General features: G+C 29.7%; 24 protein-coding genes, 1 tRNA gene, 1 other RNA gene and 1 pseudogene. 6 read left to right on the forward strand and 21 right to left on the reverse strand.

The genetic code is table 11. From position 1 onward, the window contains the following. Nucleotides 1-156: 156 nt before the first annotated feature. Nucleotides 157-1,050, forward strand: coding sequence for a DUF2207 family protein (locus ABID14_RS02810; protein WP_354366991.1), 894 nt, complete (start codon nucleotides 157-159; stop codon nucleotides 1,048-1,050). Nucleotides 1,051-1,123: 73 nt separating this feature from the next. Here ABID14_RS02810 and ABID14_RS02815 read toward each other — a convergent pair whose 3' ends face one another. The 14 genes from ABID14_RS02815 to ABID14_RS02880 form a co-directional block, all read right to left on the reverse strand. Then, the gene (locus tag ABID14_RS02815; protein WP_354366993.1) at nucleotides 1,124-1,645 is read right to left on the reverse strand and encodes a HutD family protein; all 522 of its coding nucleotides are present in this window, start codon (nucleotides 1,643-1,645) and stop codon (nucleotides 1,124-1,126) included. Then, nucleotides 1,646-2,662: a type 2 isopentenyl-diphosphate Delta-isomerase gene (gene fni / locus ABID14_RS02820; RefSeq protein WP_354366995.1), complete on the reverse strand. Its 1,017-nt coding sequence runs from the start codon at nucleotides 2,660-2,662 to the stop codon at nucleotides 1,646-1,648. Between the two features lie 93 nt (nucleotides 2,663-2,755). Continuing rightward, a complete protein-coding gene (locus ABID14_RS02825) occupies nucleotides 2,756-3,712 on the reverse strand; it encodes a gluconeogenesis factor YvcK family protein (protein WP_354366997.1) in 957 nt (318 codons plus the stop codon). Then, nucleotides 3,697-4,563, reverse strand: a complete 867-nt coding sequence (gene rapZ, locus ABID14_RS02830) for an RNase adapter RapZ (RefSeq protein ID WP_354366999.1) — start codon at nucleotides 4,561-4,563, stop codon at nucleotides 3,697-3,699. Before rapZ ends, ABID14_RS02825 begins: the two co-directional genes overlap by 16 nt. A gap of 1 nt (nucleotide 4,564) precedes the next feature. Continuing rightward, the gene (gene murB, locus ABID14_RS02835) at nucleotides 4,565-5,455 is read right to left on the reverse strand and encodes a UDP-N-acetylmuramate dehydrogenase (RefSeq protein ID WP_354367001.1); all 891 of its coding nucleotides are present in this window, start codon (nucleotides 5,453-5,455) and stop codon (nucleotides 4,565-4,567) included. A 927-nt stretch (nucleotides 5,456-6,382) separates the two neighbouring features. Continuing rightward, entirely contained in the window at nucleotides 6,383-6,865 is a 483-nt protein-coding gene (locus tag ABID14_RS02840; RefSeq protein ID WP_354367003.1) for a ferritin, read from the reverse strand. A gap of 111 nt (nucleotides 6,866-6,976) precedes the next feature. Beyond that, nucleotides 6,977-9,088: an alpha/beta hydrolase gene (locus tag ABID14_RS02845; RefSeq protein WP_354367005.1), complete on the reverse strand. Its 2,112-nt coding sequence runs from the start codon at nucleotides 9,086-9,088 to the stop codon at nucleotides 6,977-6,979. 27 nt (nucleotides 9,089-9,115) lie between these two features. After that, the gene (locus ABID14_RS02850) at nucleotides 9,116-10,009 is read right to left on the reverse strand and encodes a PSP1 domain-containing protein (RefSeq protein WP_354367007.1); all 894 of its coding nucleotides are present in this window, start codon (nucleotides 10,007-10,009) and stop codon (nucleotides 9,116-9,118) included. Then, a complete protein-coding gene (locus ABID14_RS02855; RefSeq protein ID WP_354367009.1) occupies nucleotides 10,006-10,944 on the reverse strand; it encodes a DNA polymerase III subunit in 939 nt (312 codons plus the stop codon). The genes ABID14_RS02850 and ABID14_RS02855 overlap by 4 nt, the downstream gene beginning before the upstream one ends. Further along, on the reverse strand, nucleotides 10,944-11,228 hold the full coding sequence (locus ABID14_RS02860; protein WP_354367011.1) for a cyclic-di-AMP receptor: 285 nt from the start codon (nucleotides 11,226-11,228) through the stop codon (nucleotides 10,944-10,946). The genes ABID14_RS02855 and ABID14_RS02860 overlap by 1 nt, the downstream gene beginning before the upstream one ends. A 9-nt stretch (nucleotides 11,229-11,237) precedes the next feature. Then, nucleotides 11,238-11,564 (reverse strand): cyclic-di-AMP receptor, encoded by a 327-nt coding sequence (locus tag ABID14_RS02865; RefSeq protein ID WP_354367013.1) that lies wholly within the window; start codon nucleotides 11,562-11,564, stop codon nucleotides 11,238-11,240. Then, complete coding sequence (gene tmk / locus ABID14_RS02870; RefSeq protein WP_354367015.1) at nucleotides 11,561-12,172, reverse strand: dTMP kinase; 612 nt, start codon at nucleotides 12,170-12,172, stop codon at nucleotides 11,561-11,563. Before tmk ends, ABID14_RS02865 begins: the two co-directional genes overlap by 4 nt. Continuing rightward, nucleotides 12,169-13,551, reverse strand: coding sequence for an aminotransferase class I/II-fold pyridoxal phosphate-dependent enzyme (locus ABID14_RS02875; protein WP_354367017.1), 1,383 nt, complete (start codon nucleotides 13,549-13,551; stop codon nucleotides 12,169-12,171). Before ABID14_RS02875 ends, tmk begins: the two co-directional genes overlap by 4 nt. A 46-nt stretch (nucleotides 13,552-13,597) precedes the next feature. Continuing rightward, nucleotides 13,598-14,578: a biotin--[acetyl-CoA-carboxylase] ligase gene (locus tag ABID14_RS02880; protein WP_354367019.1), complete on the reverse strand. Its 981-nt coding sequence runs from the start codon at nucleotides 14,576-14,578 to the stop codon at nucleotides 13,598-13,600. A 63-nt stretch (nucleotides 14,579-14,641) separates the two neighbouring features. Here ABID14_RS02880 and ABID14_RS02885 point away from each other — a divergent pair. Next, nucleotides 14,642-14,731, forward strand: a tRNA-Ser gene (locus ABID14_RS02885). Nucleotides 14,732-14,734: 3 nt separating this feature from the next. Then, nucleotides 14,735-14,998, forward strand: an RNA gene (gene ffs / locus ABID14_RS02890) — signal recognition particle sRNA large type. Between the two features lie 15 nt (nucleotides 14,999-15,013). On the opposite strand, the gene ABID14_RS02895 is transcribed toward ffs, so the two are convergent. Beyond that, nucleotides 15,014-15,733, reverse strand: coding sequence for a hypothetical protein (locus tag ABID14_RS02895; protein ID WP_354367021.1), 720 nt, complete (start codon nucleotides 15,731-15,733; stop codon nucleotides 15,014-15,016). Continuing rightward, nucleotides 15,720-16,643: a 4-(cytidine 5'-diphospho)-2-C-methyl-D-erythritol kinase gene (ispE, locus tag ABID14_RS02900; protein WP_354367023.1), complete on the reverse strand. Its 924-nt coding sequence runs from the start codon at nucleotides 16,641-16,643 to the stop codon at nucleotides 15,720-15,722. Before ispE ends, ABID14_RS02895 begins: the two co-directional genes overlap by 14 nt. 52 nt (nucleotides 16,644-16,695) lie before the next feature. Between ispE and ABID14_RS02905 the strand changes: the two genes are divergently transcribed. Next, nucleotides 16,696-17,994: a sodium-dependent transporter gene (locus ABID14_RS02905; protein ID WP_354367025.1), complete on the forward strand. Its 1,299-nt coding sequence runs from the start codon at nucleotides 16,696-16,698 to the stop codon at nucleotides 17,992-17,994. 386 nt (nucleotides 17,995-18,380) lie between these two features. Here the strand turns inward: ABID14_RS02905 and ABID14_RS02910 are convergent, their stop codons facing one another. Continuing rightward, complete coding sequence (locus ABID14_RS02910) at nucleotides 18,381-18,656, reverse strand: Veg family protein (protein WP_354367027.1); 276 nt, start codon at nucleotides 18,654-18,656, stop codon at nucleotides 18,381-18,383. Between the two features lie 306 nt (nucleotides 18,657-18,962). Here ABID14_RS02910 and mnmA point away from each other — a divergent pair, with 306 nt between their 5' ends. Both mnmA and ABID14_RS02920 read left to right on the forward strand, forming a co-directional pair. After that, a complete protein-coding gene (gene mnmA, locus ABID14_RS02915) occupies nucleotides 18,963-20,024 on the forward strand; it encodes a tRNA 2-thiouridine(34) synthase MnmA (protein WP_354367029.1) in 1,062 nt (353 codons plus the stop codon). Between the two features lie 15 nt (nucleotides 20,025-20,039). Further along, a complete protein-coding gene (locus tag ABID14_RS02920; RefSeq protein ID WP_354367031.1) occupies nucleotides 20,040-20,687 on the forward strand; it encodes a 50S ribosomal protein L25 in 648 nt (215 codons plus the stop codon). 183 nt (nucleotides 20,688-20,870) lie between these two features. Here the strand turns inward: ABID14_RS02920 and ABID14_RS02925 are convergent, their stop codons facing one another. The 4 genes and pseudogenes from ABID14_RS02925 to ABID14_RS02940 all read right to left on the reverse strand — a co-directional run bounded on the left by ABID14_RS02925 (nucleotide 20,871) and on the right by ABID14_RS02940 (nucleotide 24,170). Next, a complete protein-coding gene (locus ABID14_RS02925) occupies nucleotides 20,871-21,641 on the reverse strand; it encodes a hypothetical protein (RefSeq protein ID WP_354367033.1) in 771 nt (256 codons plus the stop codon). Next, nucleotides 21,641-22,198, reverse strand: a pseudogene (locus ABID14_RS02930) (ATP-binding cassette domain-containing protein); the annotation flags it as partial. The pseudogene ABID14_RS02930 and the gene ABID14_RS02925, both read right to left, overlap by 1 nt. 93 nt (nucleotides 22,199-22,291) lie before the next feature. Beyond that, nucleotides 22,292-22,639 carry a type II toxin-antitoxin system RnlB family antitoxin gene (locus tag ABID14_RS02935; RefSeq protein WP_050198459.1) on the reverse strand — a complete coding sequence of 116 codons (348 nt, stop codon included), beginning with the start codon at nucleotides 22,637-22,639 and terminating at the stop codon, nucleotides 22,292-22,294. Nucleotides 22,640-22,685: 46 nt separating this feature from the next. Next, nucleotides 22,686-24,170 (reverse strand): ribonuclease H1 domain-containing protein, encoded by a 1,485-nt coding sequence (locus tag ABID14_RS02940; RefSeq protein ID WP_354367035.1) that lies wholly within the window; start codon nucleotides 24,168-24,170, stop codon nucleotides 22,686-22,688. Nucleotides 24,171-24,186 lie beyond the last annotated feature (16 nt).

Here is a 24,186-nt window from a genome sequence, read left to right on the forward strand (position 1 = left end):
TATACCCATAATTTTCATATAACAACAAATCTAAATTTCTAATATTTTCAATTATATTTTATAGTAAAAATAATAATTTTTCAAAATATATAATATTTCATATCTTAAATAATAAACATTTTTCAAAATTTTCTGTATAATGTAATTGGTGATATTATGAATTTTAATCTAAATTTGAGCGACGCTAATTTCTTGATAATAAATATTTTTGCCGCATTAATGGGCTTATATTTTATTATAAAAAATAAAGAAAAATTAAAAACTCAACGTAATCTCAGCCCTACTAAACTCAATTTCTATGAGAAAAGTTATTTTTATAAAGGTGCCAACTACATACACAATACTATAATTGCAATGCTATTATACTTAAAAAATAAAGGTGCGATTACTATAGAAAAAACTACTTATAAAAATAGAAAAGGTGAGAATATTTTAAATTATATTTTCACTAAAAGAGATTTCAGTAATTTGGATAGTGCTGAACAAAAGCTATTAGATATATTCTTTTCCTTTAGTGATGATGATAAAATATCTTCTCGCAAATTAAATAAGTTAAGAAAAGATGCTCCCGATGATTATAATAGAAAATTTTATAATTTGATAGAATATTTTGAAAATCATTTTGAAAATTTAGGTCTCAAAAAAAATACTTCTTCCTCAAACAAGATTTTAATTTATTTCTTGGGATTTTTCATCTTATTTGGTATAGGCCTTGTTTTTGTCGCTAATGGCCATTACTATGGGTTTATAAATATGATTCTCAGTTTAGTATTTTTCGGTTTGTCAATTTCAAGCGTAGCAGAGCTGCCTCCTATGGGAAAGAAACAATTTGAAGAACTTTCAATACTTGAAAAAAATCTAAAAAAATTAAATATTACAACCGAAGACCCCACATTGGTTGCCATTGGATTTGGACTCAAATATGAAAACATAATAGCTATCAGAGAAAAGAATAATGATGATTATGATATATACTTTGATGAAAATATTTCTGAATTTCAAAAAGTGATAAAAACTGCTCTAGTTGGGAATTCTTTTTTAGTTAGATGAAACTAATTTATAATTGATTAATTTTAATACAATATGTAAAGGTGGTTAAAACAATATATTAACCACCTTTTTATTAGAATTCACAGATAATAATTTTACCTGCTCCACTTAATTCAATTTTTTCATCTTCTAAAAACACAGCAGAAAATGCTTCAAATTTTTCTCCATCAAGTTCTAAATCTGAATCAAAGTTAAATATAACTGCTCTTTTATCCGCCTTAAATTCAAAATCATTGATATTAAGCGAATACATCTTAGCATCTAAACCCTTCTTATAAATCAAATTAAAATCTCTTACTTCTCCTGAACTTTCTGTTTCATCATCGCCATTAAAATAAAGCACTTCATAAGGTTTTAATATGAACTTATTATTTCCAGTTTTTATTTTCATGTCGTTGTCAAGAGGGGCAATATATCTATTAAAACCTCTATAAGGTGTGTAAATAGACACTTCATCAAGACAAGTTGCAGTAGATATTCTAAAATCAAAGTTTTTTTCCGATACTGTTGCAGTTTCGGGATAAATAAAAACCTCCGTTGTCACTCCTGCTGACCATTTTGAATCTTTAAATTCATCTTTTTTTATTAATTTCATTTAACCCTCCAACAAATCTTTTAACTTTCCAGTGACTTTATATTTTTGAGCTTTCACTTCTCCTAAATTTTTAGCTCCCAACAATAGCATAATCATTTTTGTTTTGTAAATTAAATTGCTAATATATTCAAGAGTATAATCATATCCTCCATGAATAATATAGGAAAGTATTTCACCACTAATTGCTGTCATATCTGCACCAATTACTAAACTTTTAATTATATCAGATGCTGTCTTTACCCCACCTGAAGATATAATTTCCAAATCATTTAATCCAAGTTTTTTGGCTTCAATTACAGATAATGCCGTTGGTATTCCCCAAGAATATAGTTCTGATAAATCATTATCTACATTTCTAAGATTTTCTATTTCAATAAAATTTGTTCCACCACTGCCAGATACATCTACACTTCTAACTCCTATATTGTATAGAGTTTTGATTACATCTTTAGAAAGTCCAAATCCAACTTCTTTAACAATAACGGGAACATCCATATGTGCAACTATAAGGTCTATATTTTGTAAGATATTTCTAAATTTTCTATTGCCTTCAGGTTGGGCAAGCTCTTGAGCAGGATTTAGATGTATCTGAATGGCATCTGCACGCACCAAGTCCACTGCTCTTTTTGCCTCTTCTACAGTCGCTTCTCCACTTAAATTTGATAATACAATTCCATCTTTTATAATTTCTCTTACAATTTCAAAAGATTCTCTTGCATCTTCATCCTCTAAGGCAATTTTTTCACTCCCCACAGCCATGGGAATACGAAATTCATTAGCTACTCCTGCCAAATCTCTATTGATATCTTCTGAAAATTCATTGCCACCGGTCATTGCATTAATCATAAGCGGAAAATTAATTTTCTTATCTAAAAAAACCGTTGAAGTATCTATTTCTGAAAAGTCAATTTCAGGCAAAGAGTTGTTATATAGAAACACATCATCAAAGAGAGGATTTCCAACATAGCTTGTTCGCAAATAATTTTCGATATGTTCCTGTTTTCTATATTTTCTCATACAATTCTCTCCTAATATCTATTTAAAATATTGATAAATCTTATCCATACGAAATTATGATATCATTTAATTAATTCTTTTACAAGAATACATTTATTTAAAGAGGATTTTACCAATCTTTTTTCCACTATGTCTTATTTTTTCGTCTTTTATTTCAATAAAATCATCTTCTACTATTTTTAAATTTTTATTTTTAAAATAATCTCGCTCTTCAGCACTTAAAAAAACAGGTTCTGATTCATCTTTATTATAATAATTTTCGTAAATTTTTGGTGGTACTTTTTTATTGTTTATATAGATTTCATCAATCATCATTGTACATGAATGTTTTACAATTGCCTCATAATGGTCTTTAATCGAATAACCAAGTGTCTCACCGCGTTGAGTCATTGCGTTTGCAATATAGACTACTTTGCCCCTAGTATTTATTAAAGCATCATTTATTCCATCTACTAATAAATTAGGTATAATTGATGTATAAAGTGAACCTGGCCCAATAACAACTATATCTGCATCTAAAATAGCACTGGCTGCATTGGGATTTGCTTTTGGAAAATGCGGTATCATGCTCATTTTCTCAATTTTGGTATTAAGCCTATAGCTCATTTTAGGAATATACGACTCACCAACTACCTTGTCTTTTGATTCAAATTCTGCTACTAAATGTGTTTGATCTAAGGTTACAGGAAGAACTTTCCCTGTAATATTAAATACAGTGCTCATCTCTATCAAAGCTTTGTCAAAAGAACCGTAGATATCTGTCATAGCTGCAATTAAAATATTACCTACATTTTGATTTTCCATGCTTCCTGACTTAAATCTATATCCCAATAAATTTTTAAGAGCTGAATCTGTATTAGAAAGTGCTGCCAAACAACTTCTCACATCTCCAGGTGGTAAAATATTTAATTCTTGTCTTAATATTCCACTGCCTCCTCCATCATCAGACATAGTGACAACAGCAGAAATCTCTTTTGTATAATATTTTAAACCTCTAAGCACAGAGGAAATTCCAGTTCCACCACCTAGGACAACTATTTTTTTGTCCATAATTTTTTCCTCACATCTCTATGAGTTGCATAACAAGAATTATATTCCTCTTTTAAAATTCTTCCGATTTCTTCGGCTATAGCTACCGAACGGTGATATCCTCCTGTACAGCCAAAACCTATACTTAAAATTCGTTTTTGTTCATTTATATAGTGTGGTATTAAAAAAAGTAAAAGGTCAATAATCTTGTCTATAAATTCTTGTGTAACTTCCCATTTTAGTACATAATCCCTGACATTTTCAGTAGTGCCATCATAATCTCTTAGTTCTTTTATATAGTATGGATTTGGCAAAAATCTAACATCAAAAACTATATCTGCATCTTGAAGTATGCCTTCTTTATATCCAAAACTTGTAATTTCTATTGTGAATTTATCTTTTGGTTTATATGATATTAATGCCAAAAGTTGTGTCCTCAAATTTCGAGTGGATAAATCTGTGGTATCTATGACAAAATCAGCTTTCGCTTTAATTTTCGCCAAAGTTTTCTCTTCATAGTTGTATCCATCAACTATTGATCTATTCATAGGATGAGGTCTTCTTAGTTCTTTGTATCTAGCAATAATTGTCTTTTGATCTGCAAAGATATAGAGAACTTTAAGATTAATAGACATGCCCTTTAAATCTTCGAGAGCTGTAAAAAAAGAATCAAAAAATTCTCCACTTCGAAGATCAATTACTGCCGCAACTTTATCAAAATTTTTACTCTTTGCATCAAGTGCCATCTCACAAAATTTAGGTAAAAGTGCTGGAGCTAAATTATCCATAGAGTAAAATCCTAAATCTTCAAACACATCCAAAGCAAAAGATTTTCCCGCTCCACTCATACCCGTTATTATAATAAGATCCATTTTATTCTCCAATTATCTTAACTTCTCTCTTAAGTTCCACTCCAAAATTATCTTTGACCACTTTTTGGACAATCTCTATAGTTTCCAAAATATCACTTGCACTGGCATTATCTTTATTTACTACAAAACCACAATGTTTTTCACTAATACCAGCCCCTTTATGGGTAAAGCCTCTTAGCCCAGAATCATCTATTAATTTCCCAGCAAAATAGCCCTCTGGTCTTTTAAATGTAGAACCAGCCGAAGGAAGTTCAAGTGGTTGTTTATCTGCTCTTCTTTTGTCAAACTCCTCATATTTCGCTTTTATGATTTTTTTATCGCCTGGCTTTAATTTATAGTAAGCCCCCAACACAATTAAATCTTCTTCTTGCACTAAAGAATGCCTATAACCAAAATTCATCTCTTCTACTGGTTTTTCTATTATTTCTAAATCGGAATTTAATAATCTAACTTTAGATACGACAAACTTAGTTTCTCCATCATAAGCTCCAGCATTCATGACAATAGCACCACCTACTGAGCCTGGTATACCATGTGCAAACTCCAATCCCTCTAAAGAATTGCCACAGGCAAATTCACTCAAATCTTTCATGCTTGCTCCTGCACCGGCATAAATTATATTTCCGTCCACAGATAAATCATTGAGTCTATCTTTTAACTTTATAATCACACCATCAAATCCATTGTCTTTTACTATGACATTAGTGGAGTTGCCAAGCACATAATATTTAATATCTTTTTCTTTCAGTAATTTTAGAATTTCAATTAGTGAATCTTCATCCTTAGGCATTACTAAGATATCCGCATTTCCTCCAACTTTGAAAGAAGTGTGGTTTTTCATGGGTTCATTGTAAAATACATCACCTAATCTATTATCTATTTTAAAATCCATTCTACACCTCATTATAATTATATCATTAATTCTATTTTTTATTTATAAGTCTGATATTTATTATACATTAATTAATAAATTTTAGATTTAATTTGGTGTTTTATCTATAGGCGTAATATTAAAATCTTTAAAACAGCACTCAACCTTAACAAAAATTAACTATATAATTCATACTAGAAAAGTAAAAATAAAATTAGCAATAGTTCTTGACCACTAGGTTAGGTAAGCTATTAATCTATTTTCTTAATTAAGTTATATAAGTCCACTTTTAAATATATGATATATAAAATACATTTTAAATCGAGTAGGGGCTAACCTGTAGCCCCTCTCACACCACCCGTACGTGCCGTTCGGCATACGGCGGTTCAATATTTCCTTGTATCATATTATATATTTCTGATGTATCTATTTAACTCTATTCTTTTTGTATCCGAACCTCGAGGACTGAATACGTCATTCCTTGTATTCCATCAAGTCATAGACCATCCTTTTCAAATATTACAATAAATATTGTTCCTCCCTTCGCTCCATCTCCATTACAGAAACTTCCTCGCTACTATGGATTCTGCTGACTTCTCATAGTTCGTTGTTACTACTGTATCGTCTATGAGACCTCACGGGATAAGTTCTAATACTTTCATCGTTTACTTGCAGAATCTACGCCTTGGGTTTACGGTTGTCTTTTGGGAATTTGCTATCTTATGCTAGCTCCCCCACCTGTTACACCTTGTATTCTGTTCCTGTTCGTCAAGCCACGATTTTGCTATTGCTTCTTCTCTCCCACATGTCACCATGTGAAACTTGCAAGTTGCTATGGGATTCGTCGACAACTACGCTCCTTGGGGAATTTCACCCCAGCATTAGAACATGCCGTCATACAAAAAAAATCTGCTGGAGAAAATCTCCAACAGATTATTAAAAATAAATTTATTGTCTATTACCTAATTGTTCATCAAGAAGATATAGTCCAGCCCAACTTTCGTTTACTCTTTCAAGTTTTTCAATTAAAGTTCTGAATGAATCTTCTTCTTCAACTTGTTCATCAATATACCATTGTAACATTGAAGTTGCCTTATGATCATTCTCTTTTACTGATAAATCATAAAGATCATTAATTCTTTTTGTAACTTCTTTTTCATGGTCTAGAGCATATTTAAATGTTTCTGTAAAGTTTCCAAACTCATCTTCTGGCTTTTCAAGAGCTGCAAGAACTGGTTTTTCATCTACAGAGAATAGATATTCTCTAAATTTAGTAGCATGGGCTACTTCTTCTTGAGCTTGTTTGTGGAAGAAGTTTGCAAAACCTGTCATTCCTTTTTCTTCCATATAGTGTGCCATTGCAACATAAATATATGCTGACTGTAACTCAAAATTATATTGTTCATTAATTGCTTTGTTTAATTTACTCATTATTTTTATCCTCCTAAATTAATAAAATAATAAAATTTATATGAAAGGCATAGCCTTTTTCCTCACATTATAGTTATACCCCACTAATCTCATGATAAACATTAATAAAAATTATTTTGAAAAAGAAATATTATCTATTGAAATATCTACATTATCATCAAAATAAAATTCAATTAAATTCAAATCATCTATATTCAAATTTGAATTTTTCGCTTTAAAATCAGCTATAGGTATAATCACTGTCTGAGGAGTCTGCCTAATGGTAAAATCATCAGTGAAAAAATCTGATTTATAGACATAAGATTTTGTACTGGGCGTAAGCTTTTTATAGTTTGAAACATTTATTTGTGAAACATTGCCCCAACTATCTTGCATTTTTAAAATAATATTATTTGAAATATCTGTACTGCTAAAATTTTCAATATCAAAATTAATTGTCTTTGCTGAATTTAACATTTTATCTTCATTTAAATGAATTTTGTAGCTTCCACCCTTATTTGACGCAATAAATACTGAACTTGTATTCGATGAGCCACTTCCATACTTGTGGTTTTTCTCAAGAATTTTATAAAGATTATCATAACTTATGCGTGCATTTATTACGCTCGCCGTTTGAAGTACATAGTCTTCTTCAAAATTCGAAATATTTGAAGTCCTAGAGTCACTATAGCGTGAGTAATAATTTGTACTAGGCAAATCGCTATATTCATCAGGTCCATGCATAAATAATTCTCTGTTAAAATTTATATCAAAACAATTTTCTAAAAAATCATTTGTATAAATTGAAAGAATTTCTTGTTGTTCTTCCTCTTTTAAAAGCTCTTTTCTATTTAGCAAATATCCTTTAAATGGATCAGAATCATAATCTCGCCACAAAGAATTAAACTGTCCGTGATTTGCATAACCCAGATAAAGTGCTGTCTTAAAATAATTTGTATCTTTAGAAAAATACACATTATCATACATAAGCATTCCCTCAAATGTCGATACATCAGCATCATTTGTGCCCGCAACTGTAAAGTAATTTACATCTTTTAGAGTTAAACTCTTGCCACCAGGGCTGTATTGATTATAAGTTGGTGCAACTGAAATAATACCTTTAATATTAAAACCATAATTTAAGTTTTTATTGCCATCTTCAGGCAGTTGATTAATATTATTATAATTATAAGCTATAGCGCATGCTTCTCCACCACGTGAATGTCCCATCAAAGCTATATTTTCTTTATCGAGCTTTTTGTATAATTTTGAAGAATCATCTCTCGACTGGTCTATAATATATTTAATATTTTCCAACAACAAGATAGCTCTCGCATCATTTTCGTTTGACAGTCCAACTTTATAAAAACCATTTAAGATATTCATATCTACAGATACTACTGCAAATCCTCTTTTAGCTAGATAATTGCCTAAATAATCATATCCCAAATAATTTTCGGTTGTAAAACGATGATTGCCATGCGTAATAAATAAAACAGGTGAATTGTTTTTTTCTTTGGGTAAATAAACTCTGCCACTAATTTGTGCCTCGTCCAAGCCTCTTTTAAAATAGGCGTCTCTTATTTTTTTCTTATTACCCGAATAAGTTGCATATTTAAGTAAATTTACGTCTTCTCCTTCGTAATTAAATATCTCAACTCCGTACTTTTCTGTTTTTGATGCAATTTTATTTCTATTAGTATCAAGTTTAAATACTTCTTTTGTATCAAAACCAGGCATTGCAATAAAAAATAAAATACCAAACATAATTGCTGTTGTGGGAATTAAAAATAATAAGGCTGATGACTTTTTATTTTTGAAAAAAGATATTGCTGATTTTGCAAATATTGTAACCAAAATAAAAAATAATAATAACCCCGCATAAATATATTTGTCATCTAATTCGATTGTATAAATTGCATCGTCATAAATTTTATATAAAACTATCAATAATATAATATAGACCGATAAATTTTTGGTCTTTATGCGTCTAAATAAAACAAGTAGATGCTGCAAAATCAAGTACACAAGAGATAAAAGTAAAAATATTACAAGGGTTGTTATAATATAAGAAATTATTACATTTAATCCTCTATCGGCAATATAATAATAAAAATTAGTAGATATAGTAGCAGCACAAATCGCTAGTAATATCCATCTAAAGGCTGGCGTTTTACCAAAATATTTTTGAAAAAATATATTAATTTTATTTTGAATTTTTATCAATAAATTATTTAATTTCATAATAATGGGATAAGTGCTAACTTATCCCTAATCCCTCTCTAATTCAACTAAATCAACTTCATTGTATTCTTCAACATTTAGATAATCCGATTGTTGTATAAAATGTTTATTAAATTCTCGCGTTCTCTTTATATCCGATAAATCATAATATTCTATTTCATTCTGATCTTCGTATTCAAAAAGTACTTTAACAAGTTCCTGTATTGTATAAGTTGCAACAACTGTGCCTTTTCCTTTTCCAGTTATTACAATTTCTCCAACTCTTGGAATTTTTTTGTTTATACATTCATATCCTTCTTGTTCATACTTTAGGCAACACATTAATCTACCACAAAGCCCAGAAATCTTTGTAGGATTTAGACTCATATTCTGATCTTTAGCCATTTTTATAGATACAGGCGAAAATTCAGACAAGAAAGTAGAACAGCATGTACATCTTCCACAACTTGCAAGTCCACCTATAAATTTAGCCTCGTCTCTGACGCCAATTTGTCTAAGTTCAATTCTCGTTCTAAAAATTGAAGCTAATTCACGAACCAATTCTCTAAAATCAACACGACCATCGGCTGTAAAGTAAAACAACAATTTGGATCTGTCAAATGTATATTCACAAGATATAAGTTTCATATCGAGATCAAATTCTTCTACTTTTTGTTCACATATAATAATTGCCTCTCTTGCACTATTTCTATTTTCAATATTTATATTTTTATCTTCAAAAGTTGCAACTCTAATTACAGGTTTTAACTCTCCCTTAATATCCTCTTCGTCTATATCTTTGAGTAACATTACTTTTCCATATTCTAAACCTCTAACAGTTTCAACTATTACATCGTCATTTATCTTGAGACTTAAATCTTTAGGATCAAAAAAATAAATCTTGCCTGTTCTTTTAAATCTCACGCCTGCGACGTCAATCATCTAACTCCTCCTAATTCTATGAGTAGCTTTTCTATATTTAAATCAAAATTAATATTTTTATCTAATCTTTCAATTGCACGAAGTATAGAATCATATCCAGCAATAGCCTCTTCAAATGATACATCTTGCAGCTCTAGTAATTCTATTTTATCGAGATTAATTACCAAATCTTTAACACCGCTTTTGACAAAAAACAAATCTCTATACCATATCAAGAAAAAATTAAAAATATCAATAATCTTATCTTTATTATCTTTAAAAAAATCAAGTTTTGTAAATAAATATCCACTTTTTCTTATTAAAGAATCTAAAATTTCTATTAAATCTTCTCTTAATTGCAATAACTCAGGATTTTCTGTGTATTTAATAGCAAGGCATACACTACCATGGGCTAATCTAGAAAATAATTTTGCGTTTTTTTCAGATACTGATTTTGACAAAAGCAATTTTTCGATTCTCGCTTCATCAACTTCACTAAACTTCAAAATCCTGCACCTTGAAATAATAGTGGGCAAAATTTTTTCAAAATTACTTGTTATTAAAATTAAAATTAAATAGTCCATAGGTTCTTCTAATGTTTTTAAAAGAGCATTTTGTCCTTCAACAGTTACTTTATCAAAATCATTTATTATGACAACTTTGTACTTTCCATTAAAAGGCTTGGAGAAAGATTTCTCTATTAATTCTTCTATTTCAGCTTTTTTAATAGTATTATCACTTTCAATTATATCTAAATCAGGCGAATTATAGTTATCTATACCACTAAAATATCTAATTTGTTCAGGATTTTCTGTTAAAATTGCTCTGGCAAAATTTTTAGCATGAGAAAATTTTCCTATACCCTTAGGACCATAAAATAAGTACGCATGACTCAAAGAACTTTGAGAAAAATCCTTATCTAATTTATTTGAAATTTCAACATTTTCTAAAAACATCAGATTCTCTTAGCTTCTTCTAAATCCACAATAAATATAGTGGCACCAGCTATTTTGAAATCTCCCTTATCTGAATGAACTTCCTCTTCTTGTGTAAGTTCTTTAAATATATTGTCAATCCTTTCTAACTCTTCTTCCTTGCAACCTAATAAAAGAGTAGAGTTACCTGATTTAAAAAAACCTCCAGTTGAAGACAAACGCGTAACATAAATATCTTCATCTAAAAATCTATCAATCAAATCATCTGTGTACTTGTCTTGCACAATTGCAATTATCATTTTCATATTTATCACCTAGTATCTTTTAAAATCTACAACATCCATCACAAAAATACTTGCCCCGCCAACTTTTACATCTATTGGAACTGATATAAGAGCTTGTCCAGGGATATTTACTGGTTGAATTGTTCTTTTAACTTCACGCTGTTTTGAATTTTTCTCCAAAATCTTCATATATTCATCATAACTTTCTTCATCTATACCTGAAAGCAAAGTGACATTTCCAGCTTTAAGAAAACCACCCGTTGATGAAATTTTTGTGACTTTAAAGCCGCCTTCATTTAACTTTTCTATTAAATTATCACTGTCAATATCTTGAACTATGGCTATTATAAGTTTCAAATTAGTCCTCCCTTGGTCTCCAAAATTTTCATACAATCATGAAATACCTCTTCAATAGTTTGAGTGGCATCAATAAAATAATAATTATCTTTTTTTTCTAATTTATTATAAAAATCAGTAACTTTTTTGTGAAAATCATCAGATTCCATCTCTAGTCTGTCATAAGTCTCTTCATTTTTTCTATTTAAGGTCTTTTTATCAGTTTTAAATATAAATACTATATCAGGCTCACAGCCCATTGTAGCAAAATTATTTATCGATAATATATCATCAAGTTTTTGACCTCTACCAGAGCCTTGATAAGCAAGCGAAGATAAAACAAATCTCTCACATAAAACATTGATTCCTTTTTCAATATTTGGTATTATTTTTTCTTCAACATGCTGAGCTCGTGAAGCCGCATAAAGTAGGGCTTCTGTCCTCATATTCATTTCTGTCAAATCATTATCTAGTATGACCCCTCTTATTTTTTCCCCTATTCTGGTACCCCCGGGCTCTCTAGTTTTAATTACAGGCTTTTTTCGTCTCAAAAGTTCTTCATAAACTAAATTTGCCATTGTAGATTTACCTGACCCATCCGGTCCTTCAAAAGTTATAAAAAGACTCATTTTACTACCTCAATTTTATTATTTTCTATTCCTATGATTTCAATTCCAGCTTCTATATATTTTAAAATATTTTGTATTATATCTTCTGTAAAAATCTCACCAAAAGATATTAAAGGAACTCCTGGTGGATAAGCGGCTATTATATTTTTAGAAATGCGTCCACAAGCTTCTCTTATGTCTATAATTTCACCTTTGCTGTAAAAAGAAGTCTTCGGCATCAGAGCCATTTTTGGTATTTTTAAATCAATTTTCAAAATATCTTTATAATCTTCATTCTCAAGTGAAACTATAGCATCTTTTAAAAGATTTATTTCCTCTTTAGTGTTCAAAGGTGAAATAATCGCCAATGCATAATACAAATCTGCCATCTCTAAACGAATATTTTTCTCTAATGAGAATTTTTGCAAAAGATTATCTCCGCTTATACCCTTAACTCTAAATAAAAATTTTAAAGGGTCAGTGGCTGCAATTGTTTCATGATTTAGATTTATAGAGTATCCCAGTTCTTTTTTAATGCAATTTATATTATCAATTCTTCTAGCAATTTCTATTTTGCCATTTTTTAACATATAATTAATTCCAGCTTCAATTGATAGCATCATCAAATACGAAGGAGATGTTGTATGAAATAAATTTATATATTTTAAAACATCTTTTTTTGTAAACTCTTCTGTATTCAAATGCAAAATAGCTGACTGCGTCAAAGATGGAATAGTCTTATGTGTTGAATTAATTACAAAATCAGCTCCTGCTTCTATTGCCAAAAACTCTCTGTAATCTGAAAAATACAAATGTGCACCATGTGCTTCATCAACTATTACATACACATCATTATCATGCAAAATTTTTATTAATTCTTTTAAATTAAGTATTCCACCATAATAATTAGGACTTGTTAACACGCATACTTTTATATTATTGTTTTTTATTTTATTAAGTAACTCTTCGGTATTTATCCCAAAGAATAGAGCTCTTTCTTTATCATATACATTTTCGAGATAAGTCGGTTTTAAATTATTAATTATAAGAAAATTATAAATACTTTTGTGAGAATTTCTCTGTATTAATATATTATCTCCATCTTCAGTAAGCATTGATAATGCTATATGAATTGCACCAGTCGAACCATTAGTAATAATAAAAGATTCTTTAGAACCATAAATTTTTGAAATATACGACTCAAGTTTTGCTATGGCTCCATGTGGATTTAATAAATTATCAGTACCTAAAAACTCAGTGACATCATTTTTTAAATCAATATCAAAGAATTGTTTACCCTTGTGACCAGGCATTGCGAAAGATATCTGATTTTTAATTTTTTCTACTTCTTCAATAAGAGGACTCTGCATTTTATGACCTTCTCCAACTTGTCTTTTCAATTTATTATACTATAATTTAAAATCATTTAAAAGTTTAATCGCTCTCTTATCTTGTGAAATCTCCCTTTACAGAAACCTCTCCACTTGATAAAGTCATACGTCCCTTTTTAGTATCTACAACTAAATTGCCTTTTTCGTTTATATCTACACCTATGCCTTCATATTTTTTTCCATTTTTTTCAAAAGTTAAATTTTTACCAAGCACTAGTGAATGTTCTTTGTAATATTTTAAAATCTTATCTTCATCTTCATAAAAATAATTATGATAAAATCTATTTAAAATTGTAGATAAAATTTCATTTCTAATTATATCTGTGCCAACTGATCCAGCTATATCTTTTAAATCTTCTCCAAAGCCTTCTTTAGGTTCATTTACATTTATTCCTATGCCTATTATAACTGATTTTACGGTATGAGTTTCAAAATCAGCATCAAGCTCAGAAAGTATTCCACAGACTTTTTTACCATCAACAAAAATATCATTTACCCATTTTATTTCGCTAAACTTTCCAGTACTTTCTTCTATTCCTTGAGATACAGATACAGCTGCTCTTACTGTTATCAAATCAAAGTAGGAAATATCAAAATTTTCCTTAGGATGAATTATAATAGAAAAATATACTCCCGTGCCTTTTGGCGACATAAAATTTTTACCCTGTCTACCACGCCCGCCTGTTTGTTCATCAGATACAAGGACTGTAAAGTCTTTTATCTTTTCTGAATAAAGCATTCTCTTGGCTTCTGTATTTGTAGAATCAATAGTATTAAATATTTTGATATCGATATCTTTTAACTCTCTAATTAAACCTTTTTTAATCCCTGCCACTGATAAATTATCGTCATCTTGGACAAGTTTATATCCTTTTTTAGTCAGCGATTCTATTTCAAATCCTTCCTCTTTTAACGAATTTATTGCTTTCCACACAGAAGTTCTAGTTATATTTAATTTATCAGCTAAATCTTGCCCAGAAACGTACTGTGCTCTATTTTCTTCCAATGCTTTTAACACTCTTTGTTTTGTATTCATAATATCACCTTTATCATTCTTGACTTTGAAGTAAATTTCGTGTAAAATATCTTTCTAGGCTGTGGAGAGATGTCCGAGAGGTTGAAGGAGCCCGCCTGGAAAGCGAGTATACATGTAAATGTATCGGGGGTTCGAATCCCCCTCTCTCCGCCATTGCCATGCTAGGTGGGAAATTAGCGATGTCTTGTACCTGCAATTCGCTACAGCAGGACCGAATTCCCCGCCGAGGATTTTAATTTTATAGTCTGCCCCGTGTAAGTGGCGTTGAGGATTGGGTCCTACGCAACAGGTGCTTGCGAACCGTGTCAGGTCTTGATCGAAGCAGCACTAAGTAAGATTTCCTGTGTGCCGTAGAACAGCCTAATCTGAGTTAACTGCACGGGTAACGTATGGAATTATTTTTCGACGTGGGGTGCATGGCTACATATTTTGCCCTTAGGGGCTTTTTTTATTGTCAAAATTTATTTTAGATACATTTAATATTTCTCTGTCTTTTAAAATATTCTTCTCTCTCAAATATTTCTCAGCTCTTGAATAGAATCTCCTTTTTGAATCAGATACATGAAAATAATCTCTAATTAAATTCTCTTTTTTATATTCATAATCTTTAATGATAGCATCTACATTAGTTAGTATTTTTTTATCAAAATATTTGACAAAAAAATCTTTTCTAAGGTGCAAAGCACTAGATGCTAAAAATATCATCTCATATTTTGTAAAATCTATTGATTTAAAATATTCATCGCAGATGAATTTTAAAATGTCAATTGCCACCTGATCATTGCAAGCATTTATTAAAAGTGAAGCCTCAAAATAATCGACTTTAGCGTCACTAAATATCTGAAGTGTCTTTTCTTTTTTCGTAAGTGGAGAAGAAATACAAAAAATTGGCCCTTTTACAAGATTTTTTTTAAGGTATATTTCACCATATTCTGCTTCATCTTTATCTTTAAAATAGTCGATTGCATCAAAATCCATTACAATAATTTGCTTATCTTTTTCAAAAAACTTTCTGATAAATTCTATTCTATTATTTACTTCTGTTCTTCTATATAAACCATAGTATTCATATTTATCATCAATATAATAATTTAATAAATCACGTCTATTTTCATACAAAGACACAATACCTGGTCCTGTGTCAAAAACTGCCATGCTCTCCCCCTGCTTCTACTTTATAGCATAAATTGTATTGCTCCTTAAAAATATCAAAAGCAAGTTTTAAGTCTTTATCATTTTGAAAAATACCAAAAACAGTTGAACCACTGCCACTCATTAGTGAGGCAGCATCGAAACTTCTCATTTTATCTTTGATATTTTTTATTAGAGAATAATCTTTAAAAACAACTTCTTCCATACTGTTACCCATATATCTATTTAATCTTTCAATATCAATATCTTTAAGTCCTTTATAAACCTCTGTAAAATTTATTCTATCATCTTTAATTTTAATATTGTTATATACATAAGGTGTAGATATTTGAATACCAGGATTGACCAATAAAACATTTTGAAGTTTTATATCATCAAGCATCTCAAGCTGGTCACCTACACCACTAGCAATGCAAACCCCACCTGTCATCATATAAGTAAAATCTGCACCCAAAGATTTTGCAAGGTTTGTAAGAATTTTTTTATCTAGTTTTAAATCATATAAGTCATTTAACCCGTAAAATACAGCAGCACCATTGGAAGTGCCACCTGCAAGACCTGCAGCAATGGGGATTTTTTTATCTATGACAACTTCGAAGGGTAAGTCTTTATTGACATATTCCTTTAATTTTAAATAAGCTTTAAAAATCAAGTTTTCTTCTAATGGAAAATCAAATTGTGGTTTAATATCAACTTTATCTGCCAAAGAAAATCTCATATCATCCCCTAAACTTGTCATCATCATCAAAGTTTTTATATTATGATAACCATCATCTCTCTTAGAAATTACATCTAGGGACAAATTAATTTTAGCTGGAGCTTTTATATATATCATCTCACACCTCTTGCAAATATTATAATTCATCTCAGATAATTTTTCATCTATGCAAATTTTAATAAAAAATTTTTCCATATTTTTGAATTTTGTTATATAATTATAGAAAGTTTTTTTAGAGGGTGATAATTTGAATAATAAAGAAGGCTTCAGTTCCATCTGGGGCTTTATACTTGTAGCAATAGGACTAGCACTGGGTATTGGTTCCCTGTGGAGATTTCCTTATGTCGCATATGAAAACGGTGGAGCAATTTTTATTTTAATGTATATAGCAATTATACTAATTATTGGAATCCCACTTATGACAAGTGAAGTCACAATTGGTTTTTGCACTCAAAAAACCGCTATTGATGCTTACAAAAGTCTTGCACCGAAATCAAAATTTTATTTAGCTGGATATATACATCTGATTGCAGCATTTCTTATTTTAGGATATACTGCGCCAATATATTCCTGGATATTTAAATATTTAGTGTCTAGTTTTACTGGTGAATTTATGGGTTTAAATCCCGAGGGAATTGTAAACTATTTTAACAATTACAATGCTAATAAGACACAAGTTTTTTTATTTTTTGCAGTTAATTTAGTCTTAAATATTAGTGTTTTAATTTTTGGGGTGCAAAAAGGAGTGGAACGTATATCTAAAATCTTGCTACCGGCTTTATTTGCAATTATGATAATAATTATAATTTCATTACTTAGACTTGACGGAGCAATGGAAGGTGTAAAATTTTTATTTTTACCTGATATTAAAAAGTTTACACTAAATTCACTCATTACCTGTTTAGGTCAGGCATTTTTTGCATTAGGTCTAGGTATGCTAGGCTCTATGGTGTTTGGCTCATATATAAAAGTTCCAAAAGAAAATATCTTCAAATCATCTTCAATGATATGTGTATCACTTATCTTTGCAGGTGTTTTTGCAGGTTTAATGATACTACCTTTTGTGTTTGCAACTAACTTAGAAGTGGCTCAGGGTGTAAATCTTAGTTTTATTACACTTCCCAACGCTTTCAATTTAGTAGTTGGTGGAAGATTTTTATCGATTTTATTTTACTTAGGATTTTATATTGCTGCATTCACATCTTCAGTTGGAGTTTTCGAAGCGATAATTGGTCTTGTAACTGAAAAATATAATTTAAAAAGAATACCAGCAATTTTAATATGTGCAATCCCTGTTTTAATTATTGCTTATTTTTCAATATATAATGATAGGATATTTACTTTATTAGATACTATAGAATCTAATTACATCCTAGTAATTTCTTGCTTTGCAATTGCAATATTTGCTGGATATATTTGGAAAATTGAAAATGTAATAAAAGCAAGTAATATAGAAAGTGAATTTGTTAAAAATTGGATGAGAATAAGTGTGAAATATATAACCCCAATTGCAATAGCTATAATATTTATCTCACAATTTATGTAAATTAAAAACAGGTCTTTATAAAGACCTGCTTTTTTATGTTTTTAAAAATTTAATTTATAAAATGCTGATAAATAAATATAGTTAAATACCAATAAAATTAGTAGTAAGAAAAAGCCAAGAACGGCTCTACCTTTTTTGCTTTGCCTATAAGAAATATAAATTATTATAAACTGCATAAATAGATACCAAATAGTTGTCAAATCAGTTAAATATGTAATGCTTTTTAGAATTTCAATAAATGTATTCATGATAAATCCTCATTCTTTAATATTATATTCTAATCATATCATAGAAAATATACAAAATGTTGTATCGATAGAATATTACTAATAAAAAAAGTGCAGTCAAATAACTGCACAAAGAAAAAAAGGCATTTAAGCCTTCTTTTAAGAAATCATTTTTGCGTCCTTTACATCCTTAAAACTCACATCTTCTTCGAGAACTGTGACCCTTACAGTTGAAGTCAATACATCGGAATAAGTATAAGATGCAGTCACTATTTCGTCGCCATTATATACATCTACCACAAATAAACTTGGGTATGTTGCTCTTAAAACTCCACGTCTAGTGACTATCTTTTTCCTACCTTTATTAGCTTTAACAATTACTCTCTTGCCAATATGGTCTTCCAATTCTCTTCTTATTATTTTCATTTGATTCATGATGAAATTTCCTTCCTTCTAAGAACATAGTAAAATATAAATACATTATAATACTTTTATACACAAATGTCAAATAAAATCTAATATTGTACTCTATATCATAAAGTTTGTCAATTATATTTTACAATGTTCTTTGTAAAATTTTTAAAAATTTTTAATTTAGCTTTTTTAGCTCTTATTTGATAAAATATAATCGAAATAAGTTTTAAAATTGCGAAAAATGCTCATTTTATTCAAAAAGTCTAGATTTTTTCTTCTAACTATTGTATAATATGGTATTGTTAATTCATTGGATTGGAGGTTATAATGCAAAAAGGAAAAAAAGTAATTCTCGGCATGAGCGGTGGCGTCGATTCATCTGTAGCTGCTATTTTACTTAAAGAAAAAGGATATGATGTTACGGCTGTATTTATGCGTAACTGGGCTGAAGATGACGGCATGTGTACTGCTCGAGAAGACTATATTGATGTGGCGTCTGTATGTTCACAATTAGATATTAAATATTTTACTGTCAATTTTGAAAAAGAATATAGAGACGAGGTTTTTTCCTACTTTTTAAACGAGTATAAAAAAGGCAGAACTCCAAATCCCGATGTCATGTGCAATACAGAAATTAAATTCAAAGCTTTTTTAAATTATGCTATGGACTTTGATGCAGATTATATTGCGATGGGACATTATGCTAGAACAAAAGAAATAGACGGCAAAACTTACTTGATGAGAGGTTTAGATGAAAATAAAGACCAGTCTTATTTTCTATCGAGAGTTAAATCAGAAGCTCTTGCAAAGACGCTATTCCCTGTTGGGAATTTGCAAAAAAGTGAAGTGCGAGAAATAGCTAAAAAATATGGGCTATCTACTGCACAAAAGAAAGACTCTACTGGAATTTGTTTCATAGGCGAAAGAGATTTTAATGCTTTTCTTGATCAATTTCTATTCACTAAACCAGGCGAGATTGTCGATGTAAATGGAAATGTTCTAGGTGAACACTCAGGCCTTATGCACTACACAATTGGCCAAAGACGTGGTATGGGAATTGGTGGTGTAGGTAATGGCGAGCCTTTCTTTGTTGCTGATAAAGATTTGGACAATAATCGCCTTATAGTAGCTCAAGGTGTTAAAAATCCACTTCTATATAAGGAAGAATTTGAAGTAGAAGATATTTTCTGGATTACAGAAAAACCTTCACTTCCACTTAATACTTCTGTTAAAATAAGATACAGAGCAAAGGATGAAGAGGCTGTTCTTGTTTATGAAGAGGGCCGATATATAGTTAAGTTAAAAAATCCCCTAAAAGGGGTTACCCCCGGACAAGTTTGTGTTTTTTATGATGGAGAAATATGTCTCGGTTCAGGTATAATTAAATAAATTTTGGAGGTTTATATGAAATTAGTTCTACAAAAAAGAGATTCAAAAGGTAAAAATAAAGTTGACAAATTGAGAGCAGAAGGCAATATCCCAGGAGTTATATACTCTAAAGGTAATGATGCTGTTCTTATCAAAGGTCTTGAAAAAGATCTTCTAAAAGCTTTCTCTGAAGAAGGTTTCTCAAATATTTTTGAAATTGAAGTTGATGGCAAGGCTACATCTGTACTTTTCAAAGAAGTTCAAATGCACCCAATCAAAAATGCTATGGTTCACTTCGATTTATTTGAAATTGACATGAACGAAGAAATCACAGTTGCAGTACCAGTTGTACTTGAAGGAAGAGACGAAGTTCGTGTTCAACCATCTTCACTTATTCAAGTTATCAACGAAATTGAAGTTACTTGTCTTCCAAAATATCTACCATCTGAAGCAGTTGTCAATGTAATTGATATGCAAATTGGTGATGTTATGGAAGTTAAAGACTTAGATATTTTTGGCGATGAAAATATCAATATCGAACTTGCAGATGATGAAGTTGTAGCTTCACTTGTTGCTCCAACTGAAGAAGAAGAAATTGAAGAAGAAACAGAAGAAACTGCTGATGCAGCTGATGTTCCTACAGTTTCTGAAACTGAAGAAGAAGAAACTGAAGAAGAAGAATAATTTTATAAAAATTAATTTTTTTAGTTTTAATTTTCAAAAAAGACGAGGACATGAAAATCCTCGTCTTTTTTAATGCTTAAATATATTCGTATTAATCGTGATATTAAATTATATATAATATATTCTGTTTTAATATAATTTAATGTAACTATGCATCCATTAAAATAAATTTAATAATTAGATTTAACTAACTGAAATTCTACTTTTATGCTCATAGTATGTTCCAAGTATAAATATAATTGAAATTATGGAATATATTATAACCATTGGCATATTTAATATAGTCGCATTTAAAACCTCAATATCAAAGTAATTTGTAGAAATTCTATCTATAATCGGCAAAGCTATAGAATTTGTTATTGCAGTGATTATTATATAAGCCAGCACCGCACCACCAAAATCTAGTCTATTAAATCTCTTTTCACCGCTAATAGAAATAGCAAACATAACTTTTCCTATAGAATATGTGAAAAACAATACGAGAAGTATAATAGCCCCCATGATTTGAGAAGGTGTATAATTAGATAAATATTTAACTATCTCTTTAAATAATAAATTAATTTCTGCTCCAACATTACCTTTTCCCAAGTATAAATTAATCATTACAAAAAATACAATATTTGCAAATAAAATCAATGAATGAATAATCCACAGTATTAAATAGTTAAAAAACCTAGCCGCAGTAACTCCACCAGCACTAACAGGCAAACTATTATAAAAAAGAGCTTCTTTGCCATAAAATCTATTATAGTCACTTACAATTACAGTTATTGCTGCAGCAGCATAAACTATTATTATACCTATCATGATAAAACCTGCAGCTATCTCTGCTTTTGAATAACTTAAAATAGTTTCTGTAAATATATTAGCCAATACAAGTAATATAGGCATAGCCACCAAGAACCAATTTTGTTTGAAGTGACTTTTTAATTGGTAAGATAATAATTTTCCCATTAAAATACCTCCGTAAAATAATCTTCTAAGCTCATTTTCTTTTCATCTCTTATATAATCTACTGTCTCATTTAAAAATATCTTTCCATCTGATAAAAATAAAACTCTATCAAGCAATGGTTCAATTGCATTAATCAAATGTGTAGAAACAATTAATAAAGAATCTTCTTCAAAATTTTTTAATATTGCATCTATAATTATTTTTCTAGATGCTGGATCAACACCAGATATTGGTTCGTCAAGCAGATATAACTCTGCATCTCTAGAAAGAGAAAGAGCAATTTGAACTTTTTCTTTCATACCCCTACTCATTTCTTTAATTTTAGAATCAAAAGGTAATTTAAAATCAGCTAATAATGATTTAAATTTTGTTTCATTAAAATCTTCAAAAAAATTAGCATAAGTTTCCATAGTTTCTTTTACAGAAAGTCTTTCATCTAAACTAAATCTATCAGGTTGATATGAAACAAAAGATTTAGTATTAGCACTTGGCTTTTCGCCATTTACTAAAACCTCACCACTATAAGTCATCTCTAAACCGGCTAAAATTCTCAATAGAGTAGATTTACCCTACAATGTCAAGTAATTGATATTAAAAAAGCACTTAAATTTCTTTAAGTGCTTTGATGCATCATATTGTATACAGTGTATTTAACTCTGTGCTATTTTTTTTATTTGTGATTCCGGCAATACAGAATTTCTTAAAAAAGCGGGTTGATATTTTAGAATCTCATTTGCTTTTTCTAGTACATCATTGTCCACATTAACATAGTCATAATGATTTAAATTAATTGTTCCATCTTCATTTAAAGTAGTTTCAATAAAACGATACTCATTCATTCCTGAACATAATATAGTATCTATCAAAAGTTTTCTTGTTTCGTTCGGAGACATTCTAATGGATTTTAAACATCTTGATATTTGAGTTTGGTAATCCAACAATGTTATTATAGCATCAAATCCATCCTTTTTTAAACTATTTATCAAATATGGTTTCATTACAATATCTCCTCCTTCCTCTCAAATCATTTATACAAAAAAGCAACTAAAATATTATATAATATTTATTTATAAATTGCAAGCCTTCCAAAATTAATTCATGAGCTGTTTTTATATCTGTTATAACTTGAGTATCCATTGAATTCTCTGACCAATGAGAATATGGATGTCTCATCTTTTTATACCTATTATACAAATCATTTAAATAATCTATCTGATTATTATTAAGATTCCCTTTTGAAGAATTATATTCGTACCTATTTGTTAATTCATTAAGTTTGAAATATCCAAAATTATTCTTTCCTTTTAGTGTGGTTGTATCCTGTCCTAACCTATCACTTAAAATTCTATGCAAATAAAATTCCATTGCTCTAAAAAGGGGTGTAACCAGACAAGTATAATCCGGCATATAGCCTGTTATTAGTGTATTAAATACTGCGGATAATAAAGTATTTCTAAGTTTTGTATCTTTATCATCAATTGGAAAATTAGGCAATAACGTAGAAAAAGCATTTTCAACCTCCGGCTTCTCTACTGTTAAAGCATGATACGTATTTAGGACTTCTATAACAGCACTATCTGTTGGTAAGTTTTCAATCGCCAATGAAATAATTTTCTGAAACAGCAAACTCTGTTTCCCTTGAACGTAAGATTTATTACCTTTGTAGCAGTTAATAATCACTCGTTGACCGTCAAACACAAGTAACAATTTATCTAAGTAATCTTTTGGACTAGATTCTTCTACCTTAATTTTATCTTTAATATCTTCTTCATTGATTTCATTATTGAGTGATTCTACCATATTAAGCCAATCTTGCTTTTGAAAACCTATAAAATAGATAGATCCATCATTATATGTTTTATACCCTTGCGACAAGAGAGCTTTTTTTGCTAATTCATCCGCTTTTTCATTATACACAATTCCGCTATGAGCTTTTACATGCTCAAATTCTATATTTATCAACTTTGACTTCTCATCAAAGAATTTACTATATTCCTGTGAAATCTTGACTTTAGATTTCCATTCTTTTGTTGCCCACTTTTCAATGCCTTCATAATCATAAAAAATTTTTATTCTTTGTATATTGCTTTCAATAGCCCATAAAATAGCTTGTTTAACACCTTCAATTTCACCTGCAATATTTCTTGAATCCATATAAGTTTTATCTATAAAAGCCTTATATAGACTGTCTTCTGATTCATTGGTTAAAAGAAGGACACCAAAACTGTATTTTTCTTTTCCATCTGCATCTAAAGAATGGCCGCCATCTACAAAAGCAATTACTTCTCTATCTCCTAAGTTCTTTATTTCCTGTTCTATTTTTTTATTTATTGCAGACGTTTCATCAGATACACTTTTAATTTCTTTTATATCTTCACAAGATATATATCTTATTGCATCTTCCTCAGTAGAAAAAGATTTATACACAGCTCCCGGAAATCCTTTAACCTGTTCCTCCGTTTCACTCCAAGTGCCATATATCCCTGGTGTCTTACCTACCTTTACTGCATAAAATTTTTTCTTCACCATAAATTTTCACCACCGC

This window comes from Peptoniphilus olsenii (assembly GCF_040545475.1).
GTDB classification, from domain to species: domain Bacteria; phylum Bacillota; class Clostridia; order Tissierellales; family Peptoniphilaceae; genus Peptoniphilus_A; species Peptoniphilus_A olsenii.